This is a genomic window from Providencia xihuensis (genome assembly GCF_041953405.1).
In the GTDB taxonomy this organism is placed as follows: domain Bacteria; phylum Pseudomonadota; class Gammaproteobacteria; order Enterobacterales; family Enterobacteriaceae; genus Providencia; species Providencia vermicola.
The window spans coordinates 2,235,876-2,259,631 of the sequence record NZ_CP169565.1 but is presented as its reverse complement, the minus strand read 5'-3'; the positions used below and the strand labels follow the sequence as shown (position 1 = coordinate 2,259,631).

The following is a 23,756-nucleotide window of genomic DNA, read 5'->3' as shown; positions in this document are numbered from 1 at the left end:
GCCAATTATGCAAAATATTTATGATAAATTATTCAACGCGCAGCCACTGACACAACAAGAAAGTCAGTATTTATTTAATGCCATTATTCAAGGTGAATTAACCGAACCACAACTGGCAGCCGTACTTATCAGTATGAAAATGCGTGGTGAACAACCTCAAGAAATTGCAGGTGCCGCCCTTGCCTGCTTAGAAAATGCCCAACCATTCCCTCGACCTGATTATCAATTCAGTGACATTGTGGGTACGGGGGGAGATGGCGCAAACAGTATTAACATTTCAACGGCTAGCGCATTTGTAGCCGCTGAAGCTGGAATTAAAGTCGCTAAACATGGCAATCGCAGCGTATCTAGTCGTTCTGGATCATCAGATTTATTAGCGGCCTTTGGTATTGCACTTGATTTAAGCGCTCAAAGTGCTCGGGACATTTTGGATGATTTAGGCGTGTGTTTCTTATTTGCCCCTCAGTACCATAGTGGATTTCGCCATGCAGCACCTGTTCGTTCACAACTGAAAACACGAACATTATTTAACGTCCTTGGGCCATTAATCAACCCAGCTCGCCCACCCATCGCGTTAATCGGCGTTTATCAAGAAGCGCTGGTAAAACCCGTCGCTGAAACCTTAGATATGCTTGGTTTTACCCGTGCAGCTGTGGTACACAGTGGAGGGATGGATGAAGTTTCACTTCATGCCACAACCCAAGTTGCTGAATTAAAAGACGGTGTGTTACATCATTACCAATTAACCGCCGACGATTTTGGCTTAACGCCGTATCAATTACGTGATTTGGAAGGCGGCACTCCTGATGAAAACCGTATTCTACTGACCCAGTTATTACAAGGCCATGGTAAAGCCGCTCACGAGGCTGCAGTCGCGGCTAATGTGGCAATGTTAATGCGGATTAATGGCCATGAAGATTTAAAACAAAATAGCGAACATGCTCTCTCAATTATTCGCAGCGGCAAATCATTCGACCGAGTCACTGCGCTCGCGGCAAGGAACCAGTAAAATGAAAGCGACTGTATTACAAAAGATTGTTGATGACAAAGCCGTTTACCTTGTTGAACGTAAGGCTAAACAGCCCTTAGACAGTTTCATTGACACATTACAGCCAAGTCAACGCAGCTTCTATGATGCATTAAGCGCTAAGCGCCCAGTGTTTATTTTAGAATGTAAAAAGGCGTCTCCTTCAAAAGGGTTAATTCGAGAAAATTTCGATCCCGAAGTGATTGCGAAGACCTATGCACCCTACGCATCTGCGATTTCCGTCCTCACTGACGAAAAATATTTCCAAGGCAATATGGATTATCTGACGATTGTCAGTAACACAGTTAAGCAACCTGTTTTATGTAAAGATTTTATTATCGATCCATACCAAATATACCTTGCACGTCATTATCAAGCTGATGCTATCTTATTGATGTTATCGGTATTAAATGACGAAGAATATGTGGCCTTAGCGAATGTTGCACATCAACTAAATATGGGCATTCTAACGGAAGTCAGTAACGAAGAAGAATTAGAACGAGCCATAAAATTAAAGTCTAAAGTGGTCGGTATTAATAACCGTGACTTGCGTGATTTATCCATTGATTTAAATCGCACCCGCGAATTAGCACCGCGTTTAGCGCCAGAAACAATTGTGATCAGTGAATCTGGTATTTATTTACACCAGCATATTCAATCTCTTAGCCAATATGCTAACGGTTTTCTGATTGGTAGCGCTTTAATGGAACAAGATGACCTTGCAAAGGCACTACAAAAATTGCTCGTTGGTGAACATAAAGTGTGCGGCTTAACCCGTGAACAGGATGCAAAAACCGCTTTCGACGCGGGTGCTTGTTTTGGAGGATTAATATTTGCTGAATCCTCTCCTCGAAAAGTGACACTGTCACAAGCTGAACGTATTGTTCATTCTGCCCCGCTAAAATATGTTGGTGTATTTCGTAATCAATCGGCCGATTTTGTCGCGCATATAGCGAAAAAGTTAGCGCTCTTTGCCGTGCAGCTACACGGTAATGAAGACCTACAATATATTCAAGAAGTTCGCTCTCAATTACCAAGTTATTGTGAAGTGTGGAAAGCGCTGGATATGTCGCAAGCAAACGTATCTGAATACGAAACTCAAGATATTGATGTTCTATTACTCGATAACGGGCAAGGCGGAACAGGTAAAAGTTTCAATTGGTCGGCCATTCCAACAACTGCAAAGCAAAAGCTAATGATAGCGGGCGGATTAAATCCTCAAAACTGCCTTCAGGCCGCGAAATTGCTGTGTAATGGGCTTGATTTTAATTCTGGTGTAGAAATTGAGCCGGGTATTAAGAGTGAGCAAAAAATTAAGTTAGTGTTATCAACGTTGCTGGCTGAATCAACAATCCAATAAAGCAATAAGATAAGGCTAAACAATAATTACGTTTTAACTGATGAGATGGATAACAAATAATGAGCAAATTAGATCCGTATTTCGGTGAGTTTGGTGGGCAATATGTGCCAGAGATTTTAATCCCTGCACTCAATCAATTAGAAGATGCCTTTATTGCCGCACAAGACGACGCAGAATTTATCAAAGAATTCCATGACCTACTTAAAAACTATGCAGGTCGTCCGACAGCTTTGACCCTCTGCAAAAATCTCACAGCAGGCACCAAAACAAAGTTGTATTTAAAGCGTGAAGACCTGCTTCATGGCGGGGCGCACAAAACAAACCAAGTTTTAGGCCAAGCGCTACTGGCTAAACGTATGGGCAAAACAGAGATTATCGCTGAAACAGGTGCGGGGCAACACGGTGTTGCGACAGCATTAGCTTGTGCGCTTCTCAACATGAAATGCCGTATTTATATGGGCGCTAAAGACGTTGAGCGTCAATCCCCTAACGTATTTCGCATGAAACTGATGGGCGCAGAAGTTATCCCTGTCCACAGTGGTTCCGCCACCCTAAAAGATGCTTGTAATGAAGCACTGCGAGACTGGTCTGGCAGCTACGATAACGCGCATTATCTACTGGGCACTGCCGCTGGCCCACACCCTTACCCAACCATCGTGCGTGAATTTCAACGCATGATTGGTGATGAAGCAAAACAGCAGATTCTTGAAAAAGAAGGCCGTTTACCCGATGCAGTGATTGCGTGTATTGGTGGTGGATCCAATGCCATTGGCATGTTTGCGTCTTTTATCCCTGAGGAAAATGTCAATCTTATTGGCGTTGAACCTGCAGGTTTAGGTATCGAGTCAGGGCAACATGGCGCCCCATTAAAACATGGACGCGTGGGTATCTACTTTGGAATGAAGTCCCCAATGATGCAAACTCGCGAGGGACAAATAGAAGAATCTTATTCAATATCTGCAGGGTTAGACTTCCCTTCAGTTGGGCCACAGCATGCACATTTAAATAGCATCGGTCGTGCTGAATATGTCTCTATTACCGATGATGAAGCATTAAATGCCTTTAAACTTTTATCTCGCAAGGAAGGCATTATACCTGCGTTAGAATCTTCTCATGCTTTAGCTTATGCGTTAAAAATGGCAGAACAAGAACCCAATAAAGAGCAATTATTAATTGTGAATTTATCAGGTCGCGGCGATAAAGATATTTTTACTGTGCATGATATTTTAGCTAACAAAGGGGAAATTTAATGGAACGTTATAACCAACTTTTTGAACGTCTAAACAGCCTAAATCAAGGTGCTTTCGTTCCCTTTGTGACATTAGGTGATCCCGATGCTGAAACATCACTGAAAATTATTGATGCTTTAATTGAAGGTGGCGCTGATGCGCTAGAGATTGGTATTCCCTTTTCAGATCCTCTGGCAGATGGCCCGACAATTCAAAACGCCAACCTGCGAGCATTTAAAAGTGAAATTACACCCACAATTTGCTTTGAATTATTAAGCCGCATTCGAGCAAAACACCCAACCATGCCAATCGGTTTATTGGTATATGCAAACCTCGTTTTTACAAATGGAATTGAAAATTTCTATATCCGTTGCCAGAAAGCAGGGGTTGATTCTGTATTAGTTGCAGATGTTCCCATGAGTGAATCAAAACCTTTTCGTGAAGCTGCCCTTACCCATAATATTGCCCCTATTTTTATTTGCCCTCCTAATGGTGACGATGCCTTATTACAACAAATCGGCGAACATAGCCGTGGGTATACTTACTTATTATCAAGAGCTGGTGTGACGGGTACTGAACAACGTGCTCAAATGCCATTAACACATTTGGTCGATAAGCTTAAGCAATATCAAGCCGCACCTGCACTCCAAGGGTTTGGCATTTCTGAACCAGAACAAGTCACCGAGGCAATTAAAAATGGTGCCGCTGGTGCCATTTCAGGCTCTGCTGTGGTTAAAATTATTGAAAATAACCTTGATAAGCCAGATGTCATGCTAAAAGCATTAACTGAATTTGTAACTAAAATGAAAGTAGCCACACAAAAATAATATATTTAAAATTTTAGCCACCCTATTTTACTGGGTGGCTTTTTTTTAAAAAAAATATTAAATACGCAATATTAGGATTAATTGCTTATTTATTTATCTAACTTATTTTTATTTATTAAATTTTTTAAATAAAAATTTCCAGCAACCATCTAAATTATTAACCTTAATAATAAAATTACGTACCTTTTCTTAATAAACATAAATAACTCTGAATTATCAATTTATAAATCAATATCATGGTTACGTGTTACTACCCGCGTACTATCCCTTACGATATCCATTACAGAGTAAATATAATTCGATGATTTATATCATATTTATGCTTACAATAATATAAAAGACCACTATTAAAAACATAAAGCTATTTTGTTCTTTTAATATTTAACTCAATCAACTTAAGTACAATTAAATTTTATTGCAAATAATAATAACGCATAATCCCTACGCTTTAATGGAATTTTAATTAGCTATTTTTAATTTTATCTATAGTCAATTTTAGGGATATTTATGAAACAATTTAATCATAAATCTATCAGCCAGCCTACGCTGAAGATTAAACCTCTGTTCTTAAGTGTATGCGTTATTTTAGGATCAGTTTCAGTCTCACAAGCTGCAATTACTAATATTAATGGCGCTGGAGTAATAAACCAAAATAATGGCCCGACTATCGTTCATATCAAAGGTGCAAGCGATAAAGGCGTTTCTCATAACATCTATAGCCAATTTGATGTTGATCAGAAAGGCGTTATTCTCAATAACAGTGCAACCAACACAAATACCACTCTGGGTGGTCAAATCAATGGGAACCTCAACCTAAATAATGGTAACGGCCCTGCAAAAGTGATTCTTAATGAAGTTAACTCCACAAATGCAAGTACCCTCAACGGTATGGTTGAAGTGGCTGGTCAGAAAGCACAAGTCATTGTCGCTAACGCATCTGGGATTACATGTAATAACTGTGGTTTTATTAATACCGACCGCGTTACCCTAACAACAGGTAAACCTATTGTTGCGGGGGGAGAAGTACTTGGCTATAACGTAGAAAAAGGCCAGATCATCATCAATAGCCGCTTACAGTCTGATTCTCCAACAGATATTATTGCGCGCTCGGCAGTGATCCGTGGTGATATTAACGCAAAAGAAATTAATATTGTTGCAGGTAATAACTTTGTTGATGCAAAGGGTAACTATGTCACTAATGTACAAGGTGTAGGTTCAACAGCTCGAGTCGGTATTGATGTGTCCGCATTAGGGGGTATGTATGCCGATAAAATTACATTAGTTTCAACAGAGAGTGGTACTGGTGTATCCAACTATGGCAGCATGGTTGCAGGCTCGGGCGGTATCAATATTGATTCAAAAGGCCTGGTTTATAATCAAAACGCCAAAATGAATGCCAACGGTAAAATTAATATCAAAACTAACTCAGGATTGTACAACAACTCCACAATCGCGAGTAACAATGATATTGATATCAATACTAACAATGGCATTTTAAGTAATGTGAATGGCCAGATTAAATCCAATGGCGGTAGTGTTACATTAACCACAGGATCAAACATTGATAACCGAAGTGGTATTGTTGATGCACAACAAAATATTAATCTGGTATCAACTAACTTGTATAACACTAACGGCTCAATCAAAACTAACCGTGGTGATATCGATATTCGTTCTACGGGAACCATTGAAAACTATTATAACTTACGTAATAACGTCATTAATACAGATAATCGTGGGATCCGTTCAGGAAACAACGTAACTATCAATGCGGGTAAAGTTGTCAATAGTAACTCAACAATTTCAGGCCGTGATATTGCGATTAATGCACGTACTTTAATTGCTAATGAAAACAGCAGTGAGATTGTAGCTAAACGTCGCATTGATATAGATGCTGAGACATTGCAAAACAGCAATTCACTGATCAAAACCACCAATGGACAAACGAATATTACGTTGTCTCACAACCTAGTAAACAATGGTTATGCAGCTATAGATAGCGGTAAAGCACTAAACATTACGGCTAATATCCTTCAAAACCAAGGTTCTTTAGTTTCTAACTCGGGAAAATCTAAATTTAATGTTTATAGCTTAATCAACCAATATGGTTACATCAAAGGAACTAATTTAGATATTAAAGCAACGAATGTAACAAACAATCGTGGCCTGATTACCGCTGACAACGACGTTGTTATCAATACGACTTCTCTGGATAACAGCTATGCAAGCGGCTTCAATGCTTATGCCAGTAAGTTCGGTGTTTCAGGTAGAACAGGCGGAATCTATGCTGAAGACGGCGCGGTTAACATTAACGCAAATAGCTTGAACAACTACTCAGGTATTATTGCTGCGGATGCATCTCAAAAAGCGGGAGTCAAAGGTGATATCAATATTAAATTGAGAAATGACTTAGATAACCGTTACGGTAAAATTCAAGGTGCAAATACTGTCAAGCTTGATGTTAACAAGTTAAATAATACTTATTCAGGCTTAGTAGATGCAGGTAAAGATTTAATCATTGATGCATTTACTCGTGTTGATAATAATAATGGCCGTTTAAGTTCTATGGGAACCACTAAAATTACAAGCCCTGTAATTTATAACAACCCATACGGAAAAATCTTAGGCTCCATGATCATTTTAAACACACCTAATTATTACTAATTAGAGCATAAAGGAGGCTAATTAGCCTCCTTTTCATATTAAATTTACCTCTTTCAACCTAATTAGTTGTTATTCCTTACTCTATATAAATTCAGTTAAAACTATTTAATATCTCATTGAAATAAATCATAATTAAAAAACCAAAAAAACAAGTAAAAACACCTAAATACACCATTTTGGGATTTATTGTATCTAATTAATATTTAATAAAAAAAATATAAAACCAATATTTTATATCATTATCATAATATACACCGAACTAATGGCTTTTCACTTATTTCATAACTTAATTAATATAATTAATTTTTATTAAATCCCATTTTAACGCATAATCTAAAAGTTTATAAACTTACTTAAGACTATTTTTCTCGGTGAAAGCCCATAGGGATATACATGAAAAAAAACTCAAAAAAAAATTAATTACCAATAAGAACAATCTTATATAATAAAGAATAAACCTTCATCATAAAAATATTCTTAATTATATTTCCAATATTTTTTAATGATCATTTAAGAATAAAAGTGGTGGCCATGAATTTTCGTTTTATTTTTTTATCCAGTACCCTATTCGCTTTCCCATTTTATGCATCAGGGACTCCCTCTTCGACCGTTGATCAACAAATCAATAATCAAATAAGCCAAGATAAATCTCGCCAGCAACAAATACAATTAGAAGCTAAAGATGTTTTAGGGAAAAAACAAGAACGCGCTAACAATATTCTAATCTTTGATAAAGAAGAACAATGTTTTGATATGAAAAAAGTAATTTTGGTGTCTGAACCTAAATTACCGTCAATGCGCCCTCTTGAAACTTATGCTAACCAAGTTGTAGGAGTCTGCATTGGAATTAAAGGGGTTGAAACATTAGCAAAAGGCTTACAAGATAATATTATTAAATCAGGTTATGTCACCACTCGAGTCAATATCCCTGAGCAAAATATTAGCGAAGGCATTTTGACGCTAGAGATAATACCCGGCAAAGTCGCTAATGTAAAATTATCTGAAGATAGCGATACCTATATTACGCTCGGTGCAATCATGCCCGCAAAAGAAGGCGATATTCTGAATATTCGCGATATAGAACAAGGCTTAGAAAACTTGGAACGCATTCCTGGTGCCAAAGCCAATATCGAATTATCCCCAGGGAAAGATTTCTCTACATCAGATATCACTATTCAACGAGAAAAATCTCCCCATGTTAATGTCGGGGGATATTACAATAACTCAGGCAGCCGCCAAACGGGTAAAGACCAAGTTGGTGTAACCATTTATGGTAATAACTTAACCAGTTTGAATGACACAGTGTATATTTCAGCAGGTAAGAACCTAAAAAACCAAGAACGATACAGTACAAGTAATGCCGCAATTTACTATGCTGTACCCTACAATTATTGGCTTTTTTCTATCTATGCTAGCAAAAGTGATTATAAACAAACGATTAAAGATATTGTCAGTTATAAATATTATGGCGACAGCAAATATTACAATGCGACTGCTAGTAATGTTTTTTTACGTGGACAAACATTCAAAGATACCGCGTCTATTCAGTTAATAAAGCGTAAATCAGAGTATAAGCTTGAAGATGTCAAACTATTGTCTCAGGAGAGGAATTTAACCACCTTTAAAGTGGGAGTCAATCACCGACAAAATATCGACAATTCAACACTGGATGCCTCAATCAATTATCAGCGTAACGTTCCTTGGTTAGGTGCGGAACAGAGCTGGGACATGAAATACGGCGATGCAAGCCATATGGCCCGAGTTTTTACACTGGATGTGTCTGGCATGATCCCTATCTCTTTTGATAATTTTGTCATGAGTTACAATCCTCAGCTTTTTGTTCAGTACAGCAAGGACAGATTAACAATTCAAGATCAATTTTCACTCGGTAATCGATGGACAGTACGTGGTTTTGACGAAGAATTTTCACTTATTGGTGATAAAGGCTTCTATTTAAGGAATGAATTTAACTTTTATATTCCAGGTTTTTCTTTCTATCCTTATTATGCGATTGACTACGGCCGTATATTTGGTGGTGTATATCCTCTTGGCCTTTATTCCGATGACCAACTTTTAGGAACGGCAATTGGTATGCGTGGAAGCGTCAATATCTTCAGTTATGATTTATTTCTAGGCGCTCCACTTTATAAACCCGATGAGTACGAAACCAATAGCGTCAACGCAGGATTAAATGTTCAATGGTTTTGGTAATGTGACAGCTTAGATCAGCTGACTAAAAGCTAAATATCACAATGAGGTATTTAGCTTTTATGTCCCTGTAAATATTTCCCCTCACCTAATGGCGCTATCATTTATTTCGTTCTTTAACAATCAAGATAATAAAATAGACAAAAAAAGTGGTAACTCTATATTTTTAATATTTAAAAACCAAGTAATTGTAATGCAATATGCGCTTTATTGTTATAAAAATGTTTAATTGATCTTACTGTCTTTATATAATGAAAAATCCGAGAATATAAATACTCTCGGATTTCCTACTGCACTCTATTCCATCAGAATTCAGGTATTAACCTGTATTGCATCCTATCAAAACTATTAGAAGCGATAACCTGCTCCAAACATAAATACAAATGGGTCTAAACGAGTATCAATTTTTTGCTGGCCTAATGTTTCATGCTTAAATTTCACATCAGTCTCTATATTCATCCACCAAACTGATGCGTTTAACATCCAGTTATCAGTCAGCATATAGTCCATACCCGCTTGTGCCGCAAAGCCCCAAGAACTTGATAAATCTAAGTCAGACAAGTCATTAGCTTTACCTGTTGAGTTAAACTTTTCATCAAAGAAGAAGGTATAGTTAACACCGGCGCCTAAATAAGGGCGCAATTTATCTTGTTTGCTACCAAAATAATATTGTGCCATTAATGTCGGTGGTAAATGTTTAACGGTTGCAATATTACCTAATGGGCCAACGCCTACCTTATGTTCAAATGGCGTCGCCGCTAATAATTCCACACCGATATTATCAGTAATCATATACCCAAAGGTTAAACCTAATTGCGTATTATTATTAACATCAAATGAACCTAAACCTAATACATTTTCAGATCCCGCATTTGGGCGAACTGTAGCAGTCCCCGTACGGAAAATAAAATCGCCAGCTTCATGAGCAATAGAAGCAGCTGGAGCTAAAGTTGCAGCCGCTAATACAAGCGCAGTGAGTTTTTTCATTATCAATCCCATTCCTGTGTTTTTATTTTAGTAAAATATACCGCATTATATAAATTGATGTTCAAATCAAGATCACATCTTTTACCAATTTATAGGTAATCCAATAAATATAGTTTTATTATTCCATCTATTCTTTTTTTAATTTTGATTTAAATCAATTTTTGGAAAATAACTAATAAAATAAAAACTTGATCCTTAAATTTATATATTTACCCTATACATAAAACATATATTTAAAATGCAATTTAAGTAATTCTAATTAACCCTCTCAATTAATTTGGTTAAATATTGAGAATCATTCCCTTTACATACTTACGTTAACTTCCCGAAATTTCTTATCTTTCTCTACCTCTATGTCTGATACTCAGTTACAATTGCCTTAAAATTTTGATCCCGTTTGTAGATAGGAGCAGTTAAATGTCCATTTCGGCCAACTCACTCATCAGTGACAGCGTTAATTTTTTCAAAAATCAACTGAGTGGCCTTTTCACCATTGTTGTGTTGGCAACGGCGGTGAGCCTCGTGATTTACGCAATGATGATCCCGAATGAACAAATGATTGGTGTGCTTGCTCAAGCACAAAACCAAATGATTGAGTCAGGGAATGCAGGTTTACAAGATTGGATATTAGGCCTTTCAGAGCAAGACAAAAGCAGCATTCTACGTGTTTCCTTTGGGCTAATTCTTTCTGTAACGCTAGGCAGCTTAGTGCTTATCTGTGGCACTTTATCCTATATTGCAGGGATGTCCCGCGGTGAAGCCATGAATGCGACGCAGGCACTTAGCGCTTCATTAGGCAAAGCCCCTTCTATGTTTTTGTTACTCGTTGTTTGCTCACTTCTCATTCAACTTGGCATCACCATTATGGTGCTCCCAGGGATTGTTCTAGCGATTGGTTTTTCTCTCGCACCAGCTATCTTAATTAATGAAAAAACAAACCCGTTTAGTGCGATGGGTAAAAGCTGGAAAATGGCGTATGCAAACTGGCGTGTTGCCCTGCCAATGATTTTAATTTGGATGGCTGCACAAATGTTGGTGAGTGTATTATTAAGCAGCTTACAGATGAACCACATTGTCATTAACGGTATATCATTCCTGCTGAATAATATCGTTGCTGCTTTCGCCTTAATTTATTTCTACCGTTTATACATGTTAGTCAATAAAAACGCTTAATTTCGATTTAAAAAAGGGAGCCAAGTGGCTCCTTTTTTCTAATGCAATCAATTGAGAAATATCTTAATTCTTTTCTGGTTTCAAATTAAGTGATTCATCAATATCTTCACAATCCCTTTGTTGTTCTAACGCGTTCATCTCTTCTTGCGCTTTTCTCTCTTCAACACATTTAATTTGAATTTGTTGCTTACTTTGAATTAAACGAATTGCAAAATAGATATCAGGGACAACTAATAAATCATCATCAGAGCGTGTAATTTTATTTTGTTCTAGCCAACGTTTAATTGATGTACGACGCCCTGCCAACACTAACGTGACACCTTTCGCTTTCAAAGATGTGACGATATCATTAAGAGTTGAAAATACACTCACATCATTATGGGTAAAACTTACCGCGGCGTCGACGATCACCCATGCAGGTCTCTTTAATTGGTTATCTAAGTGCTTATTCAACCGCTCTTTAAAGTAATTCACGTTGAAGTAAGTCAACGGAGAGTTAAAACGATAAATTAATACACCTTCAATAGGTTGAATATCATTATCTGATGTCATTGAATGCAACATGCCTTGCTCATCCACACCAAGTTGCTGATCGGTTGGCCTAAATATCACTCGGATAAACTGCAATAAACCCAATAATACGGCTAAACCCACACCACTGATTAGCCCAACTAGCAACACAGCAACTAACGTAAAGACACATAAGAAGAAGGCTTCTCTATTACGCTTACGCATGGATAAAATACTACGAAAGCTAATTAACGAGAACGTCGAAACGACCAGTACCATTCCCAAGGCTGGCATCGGAATATATTCCAATAAGTCCATAGAAAATAACAATACGGCTAAAATCGTTAGTGCCGCAACAATAGAAACGAGCTGAGTTTTCCCCCCCATCATATCGTTAACTGCAGTACGGCTGCTTGCCGCACTCACAGCAAAACCTTGGGAAAACGCAGAGGCGATGTTGGCTATCCCTAATGCACGTAGTTCCTGATCCGCATCAATAGCATAGCCATTTTTACTAGCGAAACTACGCGCAGTCATCATAAAACTGACAAAGCTGATCACTGCCAAGTTCATTGAAGGAATAACTAAGTCGCGTAGCAGTCCCGGTGGGAACTCGGGCATTGGAATAGAAGGCAACCCGTCTCCTAAATCCCCGACAATACTAATACCATACTGTTCAAGATTAAATACGATACTAGCAACCGTCGCGAGAACCATGGCAATCAATAATGATGGCCACTTACTACGCACACGTTTAATAATTAATGTGACTGCTAATGTTGCCGCCGCAACCAATAAGGTTGGTATATGCGTTTGTGCTATTGATAGAGGAAACGCAATAAGGCGCTCGATAAATCCTGCAGGTAATGTGGTAATACCAAAAATTTTACCCATTTGGCTAACAACGATGGTTAATGCCACCCCATTTAACAAGCCTTGTAATATCGGGCGGGATAGAAAATCAGCAAAAGTTCCTAAACGGAATCTTGCTGCAATCAAACACCAAATACCCGTCATGAGGCTCATTACAATGATTAACTGCCAGCGAACATTTTCATCCCCCATTGCAAGTGGAGCAACGGCAGCAGCAATAACCGCGCAAGTCGCCGCATCAGGGCCAATAATCAGTTGCTTTGATGTCCCAAACAGCGCATAAAAAAACATAGGAAGGATACAGGCATACAATCCAACAATAGCGTTCACCCCCATTAATTCGGCATAAGCAATCGCAACAGGTAATGCCACCGCCGCAACGGACAATCCAGCTTTCACATCAGAACCTAAGTTTGAAAGCTGGTAGTTAAACAGCGTTTCTAAACCTGGCATCCAGACAAATAGCTTCGCCTTTATCATTGAGGAAAAACACCTATAAATTAGTAAGTTAAATTATCTAAAACCTTATTTATAGCCGAACTGATAAAGTTTATCTAGAAGTAAGTCAAATAATAGTAAAATTGTGCAAATATGATTGGTAACAAGGCATGTTTATTGGTAAAAAGGTGCAAACTTTTAACAATTAATGCCAATATCGGTTAAACTACTCTATTATCTTGACGTTGAGGCGCTGTATTCACTGTTATGAAACAACTTATTGATTTTATCCCTCTGATTATCTTTTTCATCGTGTATAAGCGATACGACATTTTTTACGCAAGTGGTGCCTTAATGGTCACTACACCACTGGCATTGTTAGCCACTTATCTTATTTATAAGAAAGTTGAAAAAGTAGCCAAGATCACCTGTGCTATTGTGATGGGTTTTGCGGCATTAACACTAATTTTCCACAGTGATGCATTCATTAAATGGAAAGTCACCATCATTTATGGTGCATTCGCTATCGCGTTATTATTCAGCCAATGGTTTACTGAAAAACCATTAATTCAACGTATGCTAGGAAGTAACCAAGAAATTAAGTTAGCGGATAGTTACTGGAATAAGCTTAATAGTGCATGGGCTATCTTCTTTGTTTTTTGTGCAGTTTTAAATATTTATGTCGCATTTTGGATGGCACAAGATATTTGGGTCAATTTCAAAGTATTCGGTCTGACGGCAGGAACACTGATTTTTACTGTGTTAAGCGTAGTATATATTTTTAAAAACATGACCAAAGAAGCGGTTGAAAAACACGAAGAGTAGTCATGTTTCTGAATATCTAAACAAAAAAACCTGCTTTATCTGATTGAGCAGGTTTTTTTGTTTTTAAGCTAATGTCGGTTTTGACCAAACGCTTTTTCAATCTTTTTGTCAGTATTGTATTGTGATAACGCATATACAGACCAGATAGCCGCTGGCAACCAACCAATTAAAGTCAGCTGTAAAATCAGACAAATTATTCCTGCAAATGGACGACCAATAGTAAAAAATTGCAACCACGGTAATAATATCGCCAAAATGAGTCTCATACTTTCCCCCCAAATACTTATCAACGGTTTATGGTTTAAGTATAGGCAATCTAGCCAATTGACTAAATACAAAAAACACTTCTAGCGTTTTCTTTGCATAACTCTAACTTTCAGCCGAATTTAAACACAATACGCCGATGTTCTGCGCTATTTATTGGATTTTATTGGCTAAACACGTTTTATTGGCGATACTTGGACAATAAGTCTGTAGTTAGAGTTTACTTGAGTATCAGTAATTTGCTATAAATGCTAACTAGTCGTTTTTATTCCCTTTTTAATAAGAGTTAAATATGCAATTACCAAACGGTGAATTGGTTTTACGAACCCTCGCCATGCCTGCGGATACAAACGCCAATGGTGATATTTTCGGTGGCTGGTTAATGTCACAAATGGACATTGGCGGTGCTATCCTTGCAAAAGAAATCGCGCTCGGCCGTGTTGTTACCGTCGCAGTGAATGGCATAAAATTTCAAAAACCTGTCGCAGTCGGTGATGTGGTCTGTTGCTACGCGCGCTGCTTAAAAACAGGTAAAAGCTCAATTACCATTAATATTGAAGTGTGGGTGAAAAAAGTTGCAACGGAGCCTGTAGGCCAACGTTACCGTGCCACCGATGCGGTATTTACCTATGTAGCCGTGAATGATGATAATACGCCACGAGAGTTACCAACAGAAAAACAGCATTTCCAATTAGCCAGCTCTGAGCAAATCACTGAATAATCGTTTAATTCACGCTTAAATTAAAAAAGCACCGTTTTGGTGCTTTTTTAATGGCTTAATCAGCAAGTTACACTTGGCTAACTGTACCATCCAGTTTGAAGTAAATTTCGGTGACATAACCTTTTGCGGGTTGTTTCTCGAATGTCCAGCGGTTCATTGCTCGTTTAACATCTCGCTCAAACAAACCTTTCGGTGAAACCTCAACAAACTCGATATTCGTCACACGGCCGCCGTCGTCAATATCATAACGCACCTTAACATACCCCTCTTTCCCTAAACGGCGTGCACGTTCTGGATAAACAGGAGCTTGTTTATGTAGAGCCCTTGGACCACTTTTCGCGGTAGACTGGCTATTACTCGCCCCAGTATTTTTTGCGGTCGTTACTGGATTATTGTTTGTTTTCGGTGCTGTTGCATCTGATTTGATGTTATTCATCGCAAGTTGTTTTTCAACTGGCTTAACATCTTCTTTAATTTTTTTCTTTTCTTCCTGCTTTGGTTTTGGCTTCTTCTTCACTTCAGGTTTTTTCTTCGGCAAAACAATCGCAGGCTCAACCACAGGTTCGGGTTCAGGTTCGATAATCGGTTCTGGCTCTGGTTCGACAGGTATTTCAACCTCAGGAACAGGCTCTGAAGCAGGTTCAGGGGCAGCAAAAGCAACCATCGCAATCGTCATTGGCTCAGGATCTCTAGCCAAATTAGGTTGATTAAAAATCCATGCCATCGCAAGACCTGCATGAATAGATAACGAAATGACGATAATTAAACTCCAACGGATCCAACGCATATGCAATTTCTACCCTACACCTGTCGACCTAAAAGAATATAGTCACTAGTTTAAATGCAAATAGCAATCATATTCAATAAGGTTTGTCATACAAAGTGAAAAATGTGAATGTGCGCCCTAATAACCCTACTCAACCCATTGAGTAAAAAGTAGTGAGTGTCGACGGCGATAAATATCGATTTTGCGCATGGCATAAATGTGCATATTGCGTCTTGAATGCCCTTCTAGCCAGCGTCGACGGCGACGTTGCACTTGTCTTAACATTCTCCAACGACCGACCTCATGCCTACTGCGTCTCATTTTTCTGCCCTTTTTTTATGAAAAAATACGGTGAGAAAATATTATATTCCTTTGAAAAAAAGAGCCAAGAAGATCTTTTATGGTCTATCTCATAATAATTATTTAATTTCAATGTTTATTATTTCAATTTGGAATTATTATTTCCTCATGAATTATCTATTACACAAAGCTTTTACTGCAAAATTTTGCTAAATTCTATTAAGTTAATATATTGCTCACTGTTTTTTCAGGTAAAACTTCTTTTTTCGATGGTATTTCCCTATTAGCGAGAGGCATTTAATCCATTATGGCAACTGTTTATACCCTTATGAGTTGGCTTCTATTTTTCCTTTACTGGCTACTTATTGCAGCAATTACTGTCCGCATTTTAGTTAAAAGGAGGCCTGTGACCTCTGCAATGACATGGTTGTTAATTATTTATATCCTTCCTTTAGTTGGGATAATTGCCTATGTCGCCTTTGGTGAGCTTCATTTAGGGAAACGCCGTGTTGATAAAGCCCACCATATGTGGCCTTCTGTCGCCACATGGCTCGAAAACTTACGCCATTCAAAACATATTTTTGCAAATGAAAACAGTTCGGTAGCAGAACCGCTTTTTCAACTGATCGAAAAACGTCAGGGCATCGCTGGCGTTAAAGGAAACCGTATCCAACTATTAACCACTTGTGAAGATTCATTAAAAGCCATTGTTAATGACATTAATAATGCACAGCATTCTATCGAGATGGTGTTCTACATTTGGCAACCTGGTGGATTGGTTGATGGCGTAACGGAGGCTCTGCTAAATGCCGCTAAACGTGGTGTAAAATGCCGCATCATGGTTGACTCCGCAGGGAGTTGGCACTTTTTCCGCAGTGATTATCCTGCAAAAATGCGCGCAGCAGGCATTGAGTTTGTCGAATCGCTAAAAGTGAATTTAATGCGTTTCTTCTTACGTCGCATGGATTTACGCCAACACCGTAAAATTATCATTATCGATAACTATATTTCATACACTGGAAGTATGAATATGGTTGACCCTCGCTATTTTAAACAAGACTCAGGTGTTGGTGAATGGATTGATATTTTAGTGCGTATGGAAGGCCCTGTGAGCACCACTTTAGGGATTGTGTATGCATTTGACTGGGAAATGGAAACAGGCCAACGTATTTTGCCACCACCACCAGACAGCAATATTATGCCGTTTGAGCAAGCCAATGGTCACACCACTCAAACCATCGCTTCAGGGCCTGGTTTCCCTGATGAACTGATTCAACAATCGCTGATGACCGCCATGTTTTCTGCTCGCAAACAGTTAATCATGACAACGCCCTATTTTGTCCCTAGTGATGACCTTCTGCATGCTATCTGTACCGCGGCCATGCGCGGTGTCGATGTGAGCATTATCATGCCAAGACAAAATGACTCTTTCCTCGTTCGATGGGCAAGCCGTTCATTTTATAGCGAATTACTTGAGGCTGGCGTAAAAATTTATCAATTCGAAGATGGCTTATTGCATACTAAAAGTGTCCTTGTGGATGGCGAACTCAGTTTAGTTGGTTCCGTTAATCTCGATATGCGTAGCTTATGGCTTAACTTTGAAATCACCGTCGTTATTGATGATAAAAGTTTTGGTAGCGATCTGACGTTAGTTCAGTATGATTACATGGCTCGATCAACACGCTTAGAAATTGAAGAATGGGAACAACGCCCCTTCTGGAACCGCGTAGTTGAGCGTGTTTGTTATTTCTTTAGCCCACTGTTATAGCGTAAATGAATTAGGAAAGGTCATGACTGAGAAACACAATATACATTTAATCGATGAAGACGATATCATTGAAATGGCTTATGACCTTTTTCTCGAAGGCGCAATGGATAATCTAGAACCTGCTGACCAGCTTATTTTTGCCTTACAGTTTGAAGAATCTGGTGCAGCTGAAATCATTGATTTAACTGATAATTGGCAAGGTATTCTGCCGAGTGAGGCAAATTTATCACAGTTCAGTGAAGTGATTATTGGGCTAGCGAAAAACCCTGATGACGAACTCGACGATATCTTTGCTCGCGTCTTAATTAGCCGCCATCCTACAGAGCCTTTCCACTCTATTCTCTGGAAAAAATAACAATTGAGGGGCATTAGCCCCCTCTTTTTCACATCTTAATCTTCTTTAGGAAAGTCGCCTGTCACTGAAAATTTTCGCAAATAATTCTGAATATTGGTCCTGACATATTCATTTTTCTCTTTTGGGAATTTTTTCCATGCACATTCTAATAGAGGAATAACATCAGGTATTACAGTATTAAGTTCAACTAGCGTTCGAATGGCCAGACAAGCCATGTCACCATCATCTGACGTAATGCTTGGGTAAAAAAGTGCAGATTTTTCCTTAACATTCGTATCAGAACTCGCTGCATAAAGAGCAGTTCTCGCAAGGTTTAGGTTCGAATGTTTAAATAAATGAGCAAAATCTTCAGCTTGCGTGGCAGCTAAGTCTTTAAGTATGTACCCTGCAAAACGAATAAAATCGGCATCTTCCACACTTTTGATTAGCTCCAAAATATTATCTTTATAATCGGCTAAGTTCTCTTTTTGATTAAAAAAGATAGTACTAATCGCTAAATTTTGCCATGCACGGTCGGTGCTTTTTAACGCAGACATAAGGTATGAGGAAGCAATATTAGGTGCATATTGCGCTAAAACTCTCAAAGCCAGTTTTGACTCTTCCCCTTGGTTTTCTTTAATAATTTCGGTCAATAACACCAAACCTTTATCAGATAAAAGCTTAAGTTTAGTCAACCCTGACAATACCTGACATCTTAATTCCGAACTATCCATTTGGATGTATAAATCAAATAACGTTTGCTCATCACCGCCAATTCTGTGACCAAACCAACTAGTTTCATAGCCTTGAATAACTTCATCTAACCAACGTTCATACCATTGTGAAAAACTCAGTTCGTAAGAAAAGAAGAAAGGCTGATTAGAACCACACCAATGGTTTGTATAAATAATTCGCCCTGCATATTCCCCTGTAATCACTAATAATAAATCATATTCACACCCGCACGTTCCAAGGTAAAAAACACCTTGGTGAATATAGTTTTCTCGCTCATCGAATTCTTCATCACTGCAATCATCATCAAGGAAAGTCAGTTTCTGCCATTCCTCTTGGCTCATCGTAGGACTTAAAATAGAGGGTAATGCTGCGGTTTGATCAAAGCGGCTTTCGCTATCTTCAAAACGGACAATTCCATAATAAGGCCCTAGTCCACCATTACCAATTTGCGTTAAAAACTGTACAAAATCTTGCGGTAATGTCGCCCCCGTTCGCTTTTGCCATTTTTCAATATCTGCTAAGGCAATAACGGGGTTTAACTCATATTCATGGCTAGCTGCACCAAATAAGTTTAACTCGCTATCTACTTGTTTAACTAAAGGGATTTTCTCACGAATTCGTGCTAATGCGTCGTTTGGATACTGTTCATTAATCTGCTGCCATTGGCGTAAAACCGAAACCGTCTCTTTATCCTGTAAAAAATCATTCGTCATTTATGTTGAACCTTTATTTTATTGCCTCAATGAATAATTAGTTTATTAACATGTTTTGCTTCCATTATTTATCAGTCATTATCTGAACACAGCTAAAAAAGTGGTTTTTAAGATTAATAACAAAAAAGCAGAGCCAATTGACTCTGCTTTTAAGGTTAATTGTTGGCAAAAATGATTAAAGAGGGTCTATTTTCAAACAAGATACTGCATGTCTAAAACTACCTTCTAACAACGGACGCGTTTTCGCACACCCTTCATCTGCCAATGGACAACGTGTTCTGAAAACACAACCTGAAGGAGGGTTAATCGGTGATGGCAGCTCCCCCTCGAGTAATTCAATGCTTTTATTTTTTTCCTTGTCAGGGTCTGGCACAGGAACCGCTGACATCAACGCTCGAGTATACGGGTGTAAGGGGTTATTATAGACCTCATCATAGGTACCTAATTCCACGGCATGTCCCAAATACATCACCAGTACACGGTCAGAAATGTGCTTAACCACGGCTAAATCATGAGCAATAAATATCAGCGATAATTTCATTTCACGCTGTAGTTCTTGCAGTAAATTCACCACTTGCGCCTGAATGGATACATCCAGCGCAGAAACTGGTTCATCACAAATAACCAATTTTGGTTCTAATATCAACGCCCTAGCAATACCAATTCGCTGACACTGCCCCCCAGAAAACTCATGGGGATAGCGGTTAATCAAGTTCGGTAATAACCCCACTCGCATCATCATCGCTTTTACTTTTTCGGTGATTTGCGATTGTGGCATTTTCGGGTGATAGGTTTTTAGTGGTTCAGCAATAATATCACCAATGGTCATTCGCGGGTTTAATGAGGCCAATGGGTCTTGGAAAATCATTTGAATATCGCTACGCACACTGCGCCACTCTTTATCACTTTTACCTAATAAATTTTGACCTAGCCAGCTAACGGTGCCGTCTGTCGCTTTGACTAAGCCAATTAGCGCACGAGCAAAGGTGGATTTACCACAACCAGACTCACCAACCACCCCCAGAGTTTCCCCTTCGTATAAGCGCAGTGTGACGCCATCCACCGCTTTTAAACTTTTGTCGGGTTGCCAAAACCACTGCTTTTTATCCCTAATGGAAAAGTGCACTTTTAGATCATTAACTTCCAGTAACACAGGCCTATTTTCATGAGTCGTCATACTAATTCCTCCATAGGCTTGAAGCAGGCACGCAGGCGGGTTTGCGCAAAGGATGATAAAGCAGGTTCACTTTCTACACATTGCTGTGTTGCATATTGGCAACGTGGTGAGAACGGACAACCTTTTGGTAATCTTAATAGATTTGGTGGGTTACCTGGTATTGTTGCGAGACTTTCATCATCCCCATCGAGTCGCGGAACTGCCGCTAATAACCCCAAAGAATAAGGGTGAGATGGCTGATAAAAAATATCTTTGGCAGTGCCATACTCCATAGTGCGCCCCGCATACATGACCAACACTTTGTCGCAAACGCCAGCCACAACCCCCAAGTCATGGGTGATCAAAATAATTGCTGTATCAAACTCATCTTTCAATTCATTCAGCAACGTCATGATTTGCGCTTGTACCGTCACATCTAACGCCGTTGTTGGCTCATCTGCAATCAGTAATTTTGGTTGGCACAATAGTGCCATCGCAATCATCACCCTCTGGCGCATTCCGCCTGAGAATTCATGGGGATACATGTTCATACGCTTACGCGCTTCAGGCATTTTAACCGCATCCAACATTTTCACTGATGCCTCGAAAGCGTCACTTTTGCCCATCCCCTTATGGAGCATCAGTACCTCAGATAGCTGCGTGCCAATTTTTAAGTAGGGATTTAATGACGTCATTGGGTCTTGGAAGATCATGGAGATTTCTTCAGCCCGCATCCGATTTAATTCTTTTTCTTTTAAATTCAGAATTTCACGACCATTAAACATCGCCGAACCATTGATTCGGCCATTTTTTGCCAGTAGTCCCATCAAAGCAAATGCCGTTTGCGATTTCCCTGACCCTGACTCCCCAACAATACCCAAGGTTTCCCCTGCGCGTAAATCAAAATTAAGCTTATTAACCGCAGTGACATCGCCATCTTGCGTAGAAAAAGTCACACTCAAATCTTTAACTGATAACAGAGGGCTTTTGGTTGAATTTATTGACATAACATTTCCCTCTAACGGTCTTTCGGATCGAGGGCATCACGTAAGCCATCGCCGATAAAATTAAAACAAAACAACGTGATAACCAGAAAACCTGCAGGGATCAATAATAACCATGGTGTCACTTCCATCGAATTTGCCCCATCACTGAGCAAAGCCCCCCAACTGCTGAGTGGCTCTTGTGTGCCCAAACCTAGGAAGCTGAGGAATGATTCAAACAAGATCATGCTCGGTACTAACAAGGATGCATAGACTACCACCACACCCAGCACATTTGGCACAATATGGCGTAAAATAATATGGCGCGTGCTGACACCACAAACTAATGCCGCTTCAATAAACTCTTTACGTTTTAACCCCAGTGTTTGACCACGTACAATACGTGCCATATCTAACCAAGAGACCATCCCAATTGCGACGAAAATCAATAAGATATTGGTGCCAAATAAGGTCACTAATAAAATAACGAAGAACATAAATGGAAATGAATTCAGAATTTCCAATAAACGCATCATGATTGAGTCAACTTTACCACCGACATAGCCTGCCAGTGAGCCATATAACGTCCCAACCACTACTGCCACCAGCGCAGCAGCAACGCCGACCATCAGCGAGATACGCCCACCAATTGCGACACGCACTAGCAAGTCACGCCCCGACGCATCCGTACCAAAATAATGGCCTGTCGCCATATCTGGCGGCATGGACATCATCTCCCAATCGGTATCATCGTATAGGAATGGTGATAGCATCGGCGCAAAAATGACAAATAATGTGATTAAAAACAACACACATAAACTGAAAATTGCCGCACGGTTATGCATGAAACGACGACGTGCATCTTGCCACAAACTTCGCCCTTCAATATCCAATTGCTCTGAAAAATTCGCCAGAGCTTCACTATTTTTTTGATTCGAAATCATAGCGTTTCTCCAATTAGTAGCGAATTTTCGGGTCAATGACGGCATACAACACATCGACAATAGCATTAAAGGTTATCGTTAATACCCCAACCAAAATGGTTAAGCTCAACACCAAGGAATAATCGCGGTTAAGTGCGCCATTAACGAATAATTGACCAATGCCAGGTAAGCCAAAAATAGTTTCAATCACCATTGAACCCGTAATGATTCCCACAAATGCAGGGCCCATATAAGAAAGCACTGGGAGCAACGCAGGTTTTAAGGCATGGCGTAAAATGATAGTTCTCAGTGGTAAGCCTTTAGCGCGTGCAGTACGGATAAAATTTGAATGCATAATTTCTATCATCGAGCCACGAGTGATACGGGAAATACTGGCAATATAGGCTAATGACAGTGCCACCATCGGCAAAATCATATGTTTCAAATTACCGCCGTCCCAGCCACCGCCGGGGAGCCATTTCAAGTGAATGGCAAATATCAGCACCAAAAGAGGTGCCACAACAAAGCTGGGGATGACAACCCCCGTCATGGCAAACCCCATGACTGTAAAGTCCCATTTAGTATTTTGATTAAGGGCAGCAATGACCCCTGCCGTGACACCAAATAAAACAGCAACCACAAAGGCAGTAGCCCCCAGTTTCGCAGAAACAGGGAAAGCTTTCGCTACTAAGTCATTGACACTATAGTCTTTATATTTAAATGAAGGCCCAAAATCGCCTTGTGAGAGTTGAATAAGGTAGTTGAAGTACTGCTTATACATCGGATCATTTAAATGGTATTTGGCTTCAATATTTGCCATCACCTCAGGTGGTAGCTTACGCTCGCCTGTAAACGGACTACCCGGCGCTAAGCGCATCATAAAAAATGAGATGGTAATGAGAATTAAAAGAGTCGGGATCGCCTCAAGCACCCGACGCAAAATAAATTTCAGCATTGCTCGTTCCTGCTTCT

General features: G+C 39.3%; 21 protein-coding genes. 11 read left to right on the top strand and 10 right to left on the bottom strand.

The window, feature by feature from the left end; genetic code table 11:
* Positions 1-7 precede the first annotated feature (7 nt).
* The 6 genes from trpD (at position 8) to ACE2AL_RS10025 (ending at position 9,318) form a co-directional block, all read left to right on the top strand.
* Positions 8-1,009, top strand: a complete 1,002-nt coding sequence (gene trpD / locus ACE2AL_RS10050) for an anthranilate phosphoribosyltransferase (protein ID WP_206086109.1) — start codon at positions 8-10, stop codon at positions 1,007-1,009.
* A gap of 1 nt (position 1,010) precedes the next feature.
* A complete protein-coding gene (trpCF, locus tag ACE2AL_RS10045) occupies positions 1,011-2,387 on the top strand; it encodes a bifunctional indole-3-glycerol-phosphate synthase TrpC/phosphoribosylanthranilate isomerase TrpF (RefSeq protein WP_206086110.1) in 1,377 nt (458 codons plus the stop codon).
* Positions 2,388-2,446: 59 nt separating this feature from the next.
* Complete coding sequence (trpB, locus tag ACE2AL_RS10040) at positions 2,447-3,637, top strand: tryptophan synthase subunit beta (protein WP_272539865.1); 1,191 nt, start codon at positions 2,447-2,449, stop codon at positions 3,635-3,637.
* Positions 3,637-4,443 (top strand): tryptophan synthase subunit alpha, encoded by an 807-nt coding sequence (gene trpA, locus ACE2AL_RS10035; RefSeq protein ID WP_206086112.1) that lies wholly within the window; start codon positions 3,637-3,639, stop codon positions 4,441-4,443. Before trpB ends, trpA begins: the two co-directional genes overlap by 1 nt.
* 507 nt (positions 4,444-4,950) lie before the next feature.
* The gene (locus ACE2AL_RS10030; protein WP_375083448.1) at positions 4,951-7,107 is read left to right on the top strand and encodes a filamentous hemagglutinin N-terminal domain-containing protein; all 2,157 of its coding nucleotides are present in this window, start codon (positions 4,951-4,953) and stop codon (positions 7,105-7,107) included.
* Positions 7,108-7,638: 531 nt separating this feature from the next.
* Complete coding sequence (locus ACE2AL_RS10025) at positions 7,639-9,318, top strand: ShlB/FhaC/HecB family hemolysin secretion/activation protein (protein WP_206086114.1); 1,680 nt, start codon at positions 7,639-7,641, stop codon at positions 9,316-9,318.
* Positions 9,319-9,663: 345 nt separating this feature from the next.
* Here ACE2AL_RS10025 and ompW read toward each other — a convergent pair whose 3' ends face one another.
* Positions 9,664-10,302: an outer membrane protein OmpW gene (gene ompW, locus ACE2AL_RS10020; protein WP_375083447.1), complete on the bottom strand. Its 639-nt coding sequence runs from the start codon at positions 10,300-10,302 to the stop codon at positions 9,664-9,666.
* Between the two features lie 417 nt (positions 10,303-10,719).
* Here ompW and ACE2AL_RS10015 point away from each other — a divergent pair, with 417 nt between their 5' ends.
* Positions 10,720-11,475 carry a YciC family protein gene (locus tag ACE2AL_RS10015; RefSeq protein ID WP_206086116.1) on the top strand — a complete coding sequence of 252 codons (756 nt, stop codon included), beginning with the start codon at positions 10,720-10,722 and terminating at the stop codon, positions 11,473-11,475.
* Between the two features lie 63 nt (positions 11,476-11,538).
* Here ACE2AL_RS10015 and ACE2AL_RS10010 read toward each other — a convergent pair whose 3' ends face one another.
* Positions 11,539-13,338 carry a SulP family inorganic anion transporter gene (locus ACE2AL_RS10010; RefSeq protein WP_375083446.1) on the bottom strand — a complete coding sequence of 600 codons (1,800 nt, stop codon included), beginning with the start codon at positions 13,336-13,338 and terminating at the stop codon, positions 11,539-11,541.
* 225 nt (positions 13,339-13,563) lie between these two features.
* Here ACE2AL_RS10010 and ACE2AL_RS10005 point away from each other — a divergent pair, with 225 nt between their 5' ends.
* On the top strand, positions 13,564-14,121 hold the full coding sequence (locus ACE2AL_RS10005) for a septation protein A (RefSeq protein ID WP_206086118.1): 558 nt from the start codon (positions 13,564-13,566) through the stop codon (positions 14,119-14,121).
* A 68-nt stretch (positions 14,122-14,189) separates the two neighbouring features.
* Here ACE2AL_RS10005 and ACE2AL_RS10000 read toward each other — a convergent pair whose 3' ends face one another.
* Positions 14,190-14,387 (bottom strand): YqaE/Pmp3 family membrane protein, encoded by a 198-nt coding sequence (locus ACE2AL_RS10000; RefSeq protein ID WP_206086119.1) that lies wholly within the window; start codon positions 14,385-14,387, stop codon positions 14,190-14,192.
* A 290-nt stretch (positions 14,388-14,677) separates the two neighbouring features.
* On the opposite strand from ACE2AL_RS10000, the gene yciA reads away from it, so the two are divergent.
* Positions 14,678-15,106: an acyl-CoA thioester hydrolase YciA gene (yciA, locus tag ACE2AL_RS09995; protein WP_206086120.1), complete on the top strand. Its 429-nt coding sequence runs from the start codon at positions 14,678-14,680 to the stop codon at positions 15,104-15,106.
* 67 nt (positions 15,107-15,173) lie between these two features.
* Here yciA and ACE2AL_RS09990 read toward each other — a convergent pair whose 3' ends face one another.
* Positions 15,174-15,893 (bottom strand): TonB family protein, encoded by a 720-nt coding sequence (locus tag ACE2AL_RS09990; RefSeq protein WP_375083445.1) that lies wholly within the window; start codon positions 15,891-15,893, stop codon positions 15,174-15,176.
* Positions 15,894-16,019: 126 nt separating this feature from the next.
* Positions 16,020-16,193, bottom strand: a complete 174-nt coding sequence (locus ACE2AL_RS09985; protein WP_206086122.1) for a YciY family protein — start codon at positions 16,191-16,193, stop codon at positions 16,020-16,022.
* Positions 16,194-16,479: 286 nt separating this feature from the next.
* On the opposite strand from ACE2AL_RS09985, the gene cls reads away from it, so the two are divergent.
* Complete coding sequence (gene cls / locus ACE2AL_RS09980; RefSeq protein WP_206086123.1) at positions 16,480-17,940, top strand: cardiolipin synthase; 1,461 nt, start codon at positions 16,480-16,482, stop codon at positions 17,938-17,940.
* Positions 17,941-17,962: 22 nt separating this feature from the next.
* Entirely contained in the window at positions 17,963-18,295 is a 333-nt protein-coding gene (locus tag ACE2AL_RS09975) for an HI1450 family dsDNA-mimic protein (protein ID WP_206086124.1), read from the top strand.
* A 35-nt stretch (positions 18,296-18,330) separates the two neighbouring features.
* On the opposite strand, the gene ACE2AL_RS09970 is transcribed toward ACE2AL_RS09975, so the two are convergent.
* The 5 genes from ACE2AL_RS09970 to oppB all read right to left on the bottom strand — a co-directional run bounded on the left by ACE2AL_RS09970 (position 18,331) and on the right by oppB (position 23,739).
* The gene (locus ACE2AL_RS09970; RefSeq protein WP_375083444.1) at positions 18,331-19,722 is read right to left on the bottom strand and encodes an SMI1/KNR4 family protein; all 1,392 of its coding nucleotides are present in this window, start codon (positions 19,720-19,722) and stop codon (positions 18,331-18,333) included.
* A 175-nt stretch (positions 19,723-19,897) separates the two neighbouring features.
* Entirely contained in the window at positions 19,898-20,899 is a 1,002-nt protein-coding gene (gene oppF / locus ACE2AL_RS09965) for a murein tripeptide/oligopeptide ABC transporter ATP binding protein OppF (RefSeq protein WP_206086126.1), read from the bottom strand.
* Complete coding sequence (locus ACE2AL_RS09960; protein WP_206086127.1) at positions 20,896-21,885, bottom strand: ABC transporter ATP-binding protein; 990 nt, start codon at positions 21,883-21,885, stop codon at positions 20,896-20,898. Before ACE2AL_RS09960 ends, oppF begins: the two co-directional genes overlap by 4 nt.
* 11 nt (positions 21,886-21,896) lie before the next feature.
* Entirely contained in the window at positions 21,897-22,805 is a 909-nt protein-coding gene (gene oppC / locus ACE2AL_RS09955; protein ID WP_206086128.1) for an oligopeptide ABC transporter permease OppC, read from the bottom strand.
* Between the two features lie 13 nt (positions 22,806-22,818).
* Positions 22,819-23,739, bottom strand: a complete 921-nt coding sequence (oppB, locus tag ACE2AL_RS09950) for an oligopeptide ABC transporter permease OppB (protein WP_206086129.1) — start codon at positions 23,737-23,739, stop codon at positions 22,819-22,821.
* Positions 23,740-23,756 lie beyond the last annotated feature (17 nt).